We start from the raw sequence: 1,467 nt of genomic DNA on the forward strand, positions 1-1,467 counted from the left end.
GTTACCCTCTTCCTCTTTACCTACCACTTTCCGCTTAGTCTCTTTTTCAGTAAGCCCTATATAAATACAAATGGACAGATGGTTATCAAGCCACAATTCGATGAAGCGTATTCATTCTCTGAAGGAATTGCTACGGTACGAATAGATGAACAATTGTACATCATAGATAAGAGTGGAAGAATTATTGCAAAATCCCCATCTAGCAAACCAGTTTATTTTTCTGAAGGAGTTGCTGTTGCAAGAAGTAATGGTAAATTTGGGTATATTGATAGAGAAGGGAAAATGGTTATTAATCCAATATTTGATTTTGCTGGCAATTTTTATGGAGGAATTGCCCAAGTAAAAATTGGCTCAAAACTAGGATATATTAATACTAAGGGCGATTATATATGGCTACAATCTAGTGATACGAGGGATTCCTAATGAGATGCATTTTTGAGAATTCCATATGTTTGTAGTGAGATCGTAGATTAATAGTGTCAATTATTTCTGAGTTGAGCGATCGCCTCAAATGTAAGTCCCGTAATGCAGCAAATTTCTGGGTAGTCTAAAGTTAGGAATAAGTTGATTTGCGATCTTTTCATTTTTTTTGACGTTCGCAAGTCGCCCGTTCAAGAGCGTCAGGAAATCATTTTTCAGAGCGATCGTACCAATAGCTCCACTTATGCTGCTAATCACTGCGATCGCTTTTTTAGGATGAGATTGAGATCGCTTGTTGTTTTTTTATTATAAAGGCGATCGCAGATTTTGAGATGATGTTTTAGTCGATCGGGAATGTCTTGTTTGATAGCGATCGCTTGTTTCATTTGATAGCGATCGCAGATTTTGAGATGATGTTTTAGGCGATCGCTTGTTGGGTTTTGTCATTGTAAAGGCGATCGCTTAAGGTTGAAACTTATTATTTGCGATCGCATTCATCCTTGAATTGGTATTCAAGAGATGGCAAAAGACCATTTTATTTCTGGTAAACGTGGTATGTCTCACTCAATTTATGTACATTCGGAGTTTATATAATGACATCTCTAACTGAAGCTCTAGAAAGAATTATGAATTGGTTACAACAGCATAAACCTGATTATGCGGTAACTTTCCTTCCGGGATTAAGTCATTCTGAGATCACAGAAAGACTTGGCAATTTCCGTTTTCAAGTACCACAAACAATTTATGAGCTATATAGATGGCGCAATGGAACTAGAGGATATCAAAATGATTCTGTAGTCTTTCCCCCATTGGTGTTCTTACCTCTAGAAGATGCTGTTGAACTGTGTCTAGAATTTATTGATATTTTCAAGGAAACAGAAGATGAAATTAGATATGAAGGAAATCTTTTATGGGAGCATCTCACTAATGCAATGAGTATTTCTACTTATAGATGACATATGAGAAAATGAATAAAAAATGAAGGTTAAAAAAGATGACACCCGAAGAAAGCAAAGTTCTGAAAGAACATACTAAAAGCTGCGGCGG

3 protein-coding genes are annotated in these 1,467 nt (G+C 36.3%); 2 read left to right on the forward strand and 1 reads right to left on the reverse strand.

What is annotated here, in order from left to right:
• The coding region (locus PSE7429_RS22805; RefSeq protein ID WP_009629769.1) for a WG repeat-containing protein at positions 1-423 on the forward strand (423 nt) is incomplete at its 5' end.
• Positions 424-726: 303 nt separating this feature from the next.
• Here the strand turns inward: PSE7429_RS22805 and PSE7429_RS26480 are convergent.
• Positions 727-867 (reverse strand): hypothetical protein, encoded by a 141-nt coding sequence (locus PSE7429_RS26480; RefSeq protein ID WP_158467673.1) that lies wholly within the window; start codon positions 865-867, stop codon positions 727-729.
• 146 nt (positions 868-1,013) lie between these two features.
• On the opposite strand from PSE7429_RS26480, the gene PSE7429_RS22810 reads away from it, so the two are divergent.
• Complete coding sequence (locus PSE7429_RS22810; RefSeq protein WP_009629770.1) at positions 1,014-1,376, forward strand: SMI1/KNR4 family protein; 363 nt, start codon at positions 1,014-1,016, stop codon at positions 1,374-1,376.
• Positions 1,377-1,467 lie beyond the last annotated feature (91 nt).

Source organism: Pseudanabaena biceps PCC 7429 (assembly GCF_000332215.1).
Lineage (GTDB): Bacteria > Cyanobacteriota > Cyanobacteriia > Pseudanabaenales > Pseudanabaenaceae > Pseudanabaena > Pseudanabaena biceps.